General features: G+C 68.9%; 8 protein-coding genes. All 8 read right to left on the bottom strand.

The features are described 5' to 3' along the window. Positions 1 to 386, bottom strand: a 386-nt coding sequence (locus HC022_RS19540) for a redoxin family protein (RefSeq protein WP_254885185.1), incomplete at its 3' end; no start/stop codon positions are given. Next, entirely contained in the window at positions 379 to 537 is a 159-nt protein-coding gene (gene ccmD / locus HC022_RS19535) for a heme exporter protein CcmD (RefSeq protein WP_008884827.1), read from the bottom strand. The genes HC022_RS19540 and ccmD, both read right to left, overlap by 8 nt. Next, entirely contained in the window at positions 534 to 1,262 is a 729-nt protein-coding gene (locus HC022_RS19530) for a heme ABC transporter permease (RefSeq protein ID WP_008884204.1), read from the bottom strand. The genes ccmD and HC022_RS19530 overlap by 4 nt, the downstream gene beginning before the upstream one ends. A gap of 108 nt (positions 1,263 to 1,370) precedes the next feature. Continuing rightward, positions 1,371 to 2,027 carry a heme exporter protein CcmB gene (gene ccmB, locus HC022_RS19525; protein ID WP_167453536.1) on the bottom strand — a complete coding sequence of 219 codons (657 nt, stop codon included), beginning with the start codon at positions 2,025 to 2,027 and terminating at the stop codon, positions 1,371 to 1,373. Continuing rightward, a complete protein-coding gene (gene ccmA / locus HC022_RS19520; RefSeq protein WP_167453535.1) occupies positions 2,024 to 2,638 on the bottom strand; it encodes a heme ABC exporter ATP-binding protein CcmA in 615 nt (204 codons plus the stop codon). The genes ccmB and ccmA overlap by 4 nt, the downstream gene beginning before the upstream one ends. 123 nt (positions 2,639 to 2,761) lie before the next feature. Continuing rightward, positions 2,762 to 3,115: an Mth938-like domain-containing protein gene (locus HC022_RS19515; protein WP_167453534.1), complete on the bottom strand. Its 354-nt coding sequence runs from the start codon at positions 3,113 to 3,115 to the stop codon at positions 2,762 to 2,764. Between the two features lie 9 nt (positions 3,116 to 3,124). After that, entirely contained in the window at positions 3,125 to 3,877 is a 753-nt protein-coding gene (locus tag HC022_RS19510; RefSeq protein ID WP_040383968.1) for a sulfite exporter TauE/SafE family protein, read from the bottom strand. Then, positions 3,870 to 4,555 (bottom strand): protein translocase subunit SecF (gene secF / locus HC022_RS19505; RefSeq protein ID WP_167453533.1); only part of this gene is annotated, 686 nt, incomplete at its 5' end. The genes HC022_RS19510 and secF, both read right to left, overlap by 8 nt.

Raw genomic sequence — 4,555 nt, 5'->3', positions numbered from 1 at the left:
ATGAAGGGCGACTTCTCCTCGGTGAGGTAGCTGCCCGCGGCCCCGGCCTTGTCCTTGAAATTGACACCGACGATGCGCACGCCCTCCTGCTGCAGCTCCAGCAGCCGGGGGTGTTCGGCGCGGCAGGGCGGGCACCACGAGGCCCAGAAGTTCACCACCGTCACCTGCCCGTCGCGCAGGTCGGCGTCGGTCACGCCCCCAAAGCCCTCGAGCGTCTCGGGCGGCAGCCCCGGCGCCTGCTGGCCGATGAAGGTCGACGGCAGCGTGTGGGTGTCGCCGCGCTGCATGCCCAGATAGGCCATGATCGCGAAGGCCGCGAAGATCAGTGGCGGCAGGATCATGAGCGGTGAGATCTTCCGCGCCGGTGCGTCGTTGCTCTCAGCCATGTCGTTTGCTCCGCTGTTCGATCTGTTCCAGCTCTGCCCGGACCTTGCGGGCCCGCAGCACGCTTGCCACCACGAGGATGACGATCAGCCCGAGCCCGACGCCATAGGAGGCGAGCACGGCAAAGGCGTATTTTCCGAGGTCGGGCATCATGCCTGGCGCTCCCGTGCCAGCAGCGCGCGCGAGCGGCGGGCGCGGATTTCGGTCTGGGTGCGCAGGAAGACCAACGCCACGAAGAGCAGCACGAAGCCCGCGATGCAGACCAGCGCCGGGTACCAGAAGATGTCTGACACGTTCTCCTGCTTGTCGAGCGACAGCGACGCGCCCTGATGGAGGCCCTGGTTCCAGAACAGCACCGCGTAGCGCGACAGGATCGCGAAGACCGATCCCACGAGGCAGAGGATCGAGGTCAGGTCGGCGGCGGTGTCGTCGTTCTCGATCGCGGACCAGAGCGCCATGTAGCCGAGGTAGAAGAGAAACAGCACCAGGAACGAGGTCAGGCGCGGATCCCACGCCCACCAGGTGCCCCACATCGGCTGCCCCCAGAGCGCCCCGGTCGCAAGCGCGATCACCGTGAAGGTGGCGCCCACCGGCGCGGCGGCGCGGGCGGCCAGCGCCGAGACGTGGTGGCGGCGTACGATCCAGACCAGCGACGCCACCAGCATCATCGCCCATGCGTTGATGGCCATCATCGCGGCGGGCACGTGCAGGTAGAAGATCTTGACGGTCGAGCCCTGCCGGTAGTCGTCGGGAGTGAAGAAGAAGCCCCAGACCAGTCCGGTCGCGAGGCACAGCACCGCCGCAACCGAGATCCACGGTAGCACCACATCCGTGGTGCGGATGAATTTCACGGGGTTGGCGTATTCCCAGATCGACATGGCTCTCCCCTAGCGCAGCTGCTGGATGGTTTCACCTGAATTTTGCGTCATGAGCAAGGGCACGTGGCGCCGCAGCCCGAGGCTCCCGGAGCGCACAGGCCGCCCCCGTCACCGCAGGTTGATGCGCAGCACCGCGGCACTCGCGAAGGGCAGCAGCGCGATGACGCCTGCGCTGACGCCGCCCAACATCAGAAGCGGCGTCTCGACCGCCAGCCCCTCGGCCCCGCGCCGGGCCACTTCGGCGCCGAAGATCAGCGTCGGCACGTAGAGCGGCAGCACCAGCAGCGACAGCAGCAACCCGCCGCGCTTCAGCCCCACTGTCAGCGCCGCGCCGAAGGTGCCGATGACCGACAGCGCCGGCGTGCCCACTGCGAGCGACACCATGACCCAGAGATAGCCGCCCGGCGGCAGGCTCAGCAGCACGCCCAGCAGCGGCGCCGCCAGCACCAGCGGCAGGCCCGTGGTCAGCCAGTGCGCCAGCGCCTTGACGGTGACGATGCCCTCCATCGGCAGCGGCGCGGTGGCCAGCAGATCGAGCGAGCCGTCCTCCCAGTCGAGCGCGAGGATGCGGTCGAGCGACAGCAGACAAGCCAGGAGCGCGCCGATCCACAGCACCCCGGGCGCGATGCGCGACAGCAGGCCGGTCTCGGGCCCGACGCCGAAGGGTACCCCCCCCCTCTCCCTCCGGAAGAACGCAAGCCCGAGGCCGAAGCCTCCCCCGGCGCGCACCGCCAGCCGCAGGTCCCTCAGCAGCAGCGCGATCACAGGAAGGCCTCGTCCTGCACCGCCGCGCGGGGCGCGGCCTTGTAGGGGGTCATGTCGAAGATCTCCGCCTCGGGGATGCCGAGGTCGATGTGGGTGGCGATCAGCGCCGAGCCGCCCTCGGCGAGATGCCGGCGCACCGCTGCGGCGAAGAGCGCCACCGAGGCCGTGTCGAGCGACACCGTGGGCTCGTCCAGCACCCAGACCGGGCGCCCGGTGACCATCAGCCGCGCCAGCCCCAGCCGACGCTTCTGCCCGGCCGAGAGATTGCCCGCGAGCCGGTCCGCCAGCCCCTCTAGATCGAAGTCCCGCAGCGCCGGGGCGATGTCGGTCGTGCCAAAGACCTGCGCCCAGAAGCGCAGGTTCTCGGTCACCGAAAGCATGGATTTCAGACCGTCGGAATGGGCGGCATAGGCGATGCGCTCGCCGGCACCCTCGATGGTGCCCTCGAAGGGCGGCTGCAGCCCCGCCACGGTGCGCAGCGTCGTGGTCTTGCCGCAGCCATTGGGGCCGCGCAGCACCAGCGCACGGCCGGACGCGAGGTCGAACGAGACCCCCTCAAGCACCGGCACCCCGCCCCGGGAGACCGCAAGATCGCGCACAGTCAGCATCATGGGGTCGGAAGTACCTCAGCCCCACGTCCGGGAAAAGCGGCAAAAGCGCGCGGCGGAGCGTCGCCCCGCCGTTTCGTCAGTCCGGAACGACGCACCCTGCCACCGCCGCCCGGAGGCGCCGCGTCAGACCGGCAGAACCGCCAGCGCGACGCGCCGGCCTTCGCCGAGCAGCACGTTGTAGGTACGGCAGGCTGAGGGCGAGTTCATGATCTCGAATCCGACTCCGGCCTCTGCCAGTCGCTCCGAGAGCCCCTTCGGCAACGGCGCCATGGAGGTGCCGGTCCCGATGAGAATCACGTCGGCATCATCGGCGAGCCGGACGAGCGTTTCCGCGTCCTCGAGCCCACCCCAAGCGAGGGCGCCTTCCACAGACAGGCACAGGGCACCCTCGACCGCACGGCCACCGACCCGGAAAAACCCCGGGCCATAACCGTCCACGGGCTGCGCTGCCCCGAAGCTGATTTCCTTCATCTGCATGGTAGTCCCCTAGTCCCATACCGGCAATCCCAGCACGATTGCCGTTGCGATGATAAGGTAGGCCACAACACGGTATCCCTCCTCCCGTGCCGGTCTGAACAGCGCCTGGCCCACTTTCGTGCCCAGACCATACGGCAGAAGCATGAGAAGTCCAAGAGGAATGGCCGCCTCGGTCAAGAGGCCCTGAAGGGCCATGAGCGGCAGCAACAGCACCGTGGTGAGGGTCAGGAAGACGAGGATCGTGGCCCGCGACCGCGCCACCGTGTCCTGCCCCGCGAGCTGGAACAGGATGAGCACCGGGCCCAGAAGGCCGGTCGCGCCGCCGACGAAGCCGGTGGCCCCGGCCACCGCCATGCGCATCCCCGGCCCGGGCACCGCGCGGTAGCGCCAGCCGGTCACCAGCGCCGCCAGCGTCACCGCGGCCACGCTCACCACCGCCCAGCGGAGCCACGTCATGTCGGCCTGTTTCAGCACCCAGAGCCCGACCGCGACGGCGGGCAGCGCCGCGCCCACCATCAGCACCGTGTTGCGCCGGTTCACCTCGGTGACGGCGCGCGGCAGCACGGTGAAGACCGAGGCCAGCGAGCACAGGCTGAAGGCCGCGATCGAGGTCTGCACCGGCAGGAAGATCGCCCCCACCGGCATGAAGACCAGCGCCGAGCCGAAGCCGGCGAAGCCGTAGACCAGCCCCGCCACGAAACACGTGACGAGCATCACCCAGAGCCCGGGGACTGCCAGGGCCTGGGCGAAGGCGTCAGACACTCGCGCCTGCGGACGGGCCCTTCGACTTGGACTTGCCGTTGGCCTCGGCCTCGGCGTCCGGCTTCGACCAGTCGCGCTTGACGCCCAGCCACAGCAGGAGGGCCGAGGCCACGAAGATCGACGAGTAGGTGCCGACGAAGACGCCCCAGATCATCGCGAAGACGAAGCCGCGGATCACGTCGCCGCCCAGTGCGAACAGCGCGAAGAGCGCCAGCAGCGTGGTGAGCGAGGTCATGATGGTCCGGCTCAGCGTCTCGTTGATCGAGATGTTCAGCACTTCCTTCAGCGGGCGCTTCTTGTACTTGATCAGGTTCTCTCGCACCCGGTCGAAAACCACCACCGTGTCGTTCAGCGAGTAGCCGACGATGGTCAGCAGCGCCGCGATGATCGACAGGTCGAAGCGGATGCCCACCTCGGAGAACACCCCGATCGTCAGCAGCACGTCATGCACCAGCGCCAGAACCGCCCCGGCGGCGAACTGCCATTCGAAGCGCAGCCAGATGTAGACCAGCACCGCGCCGATGGCGAGCGCCACGGCGAGGAAGGCGGTCTGGATGAGCTCGCCCGACACCTTGGGCCCGACGCTCTCGACCGAGACGAAGCGGATGTCCGGTGCGACCTGCTGCAGCGCCGCCTCGACCGCGGCGATGGTCTCGGGGGTGACGGCTTCCTCGTCGT

Origin of the sequence: Salipiger sp. HF18, from assembly GCF_011806505.1 — a bacterium.
In the GTDB taxonomy this organism is placed as follows: domain Bacteria; phylum Pseudomonadota; class Alphaproteobacteria; order Rhodobacterales; family Rhodobacteraceae; genus Salipiger; species Salipiger thiooxidans.
Note: the sequence above shows the minus strand (reverse complement) of the source record. Positions and strands in the feature narration are given on the sequence as shown.

Bases quoted from the DNA above. Each gene is read 5' to 3' on its own strand.
- HC022_RS19530 (WP_008884204.1), bottom strand. From the start codon at position 1,262: ATGTCGATCTGGGAATACGCCAACCCCGTGAAATTCATCCGCACCACG.
- ccmA (WP_167453535.1), bottom strand. From the start codon at position 2,638: ATGATGCTGACTGTGCGCGATCTTGCGGTCTCCCGGGGCGGGGTGCCG.
- HC022_RS19515 (WP_167453534.1), bottom strand. From the start codon at position 3,115: ATGCAGATGAAGGAAATCAGCTTCGGGGCAGCGCAGCCCGTGGACGGT.
- ccmD (WP_008884827.1), bottom strand. From the start codon at position 537: ATGATGCCCGACCTCGGAAAATACGCCTTTGCCGTGCTCGCCTCCTAT.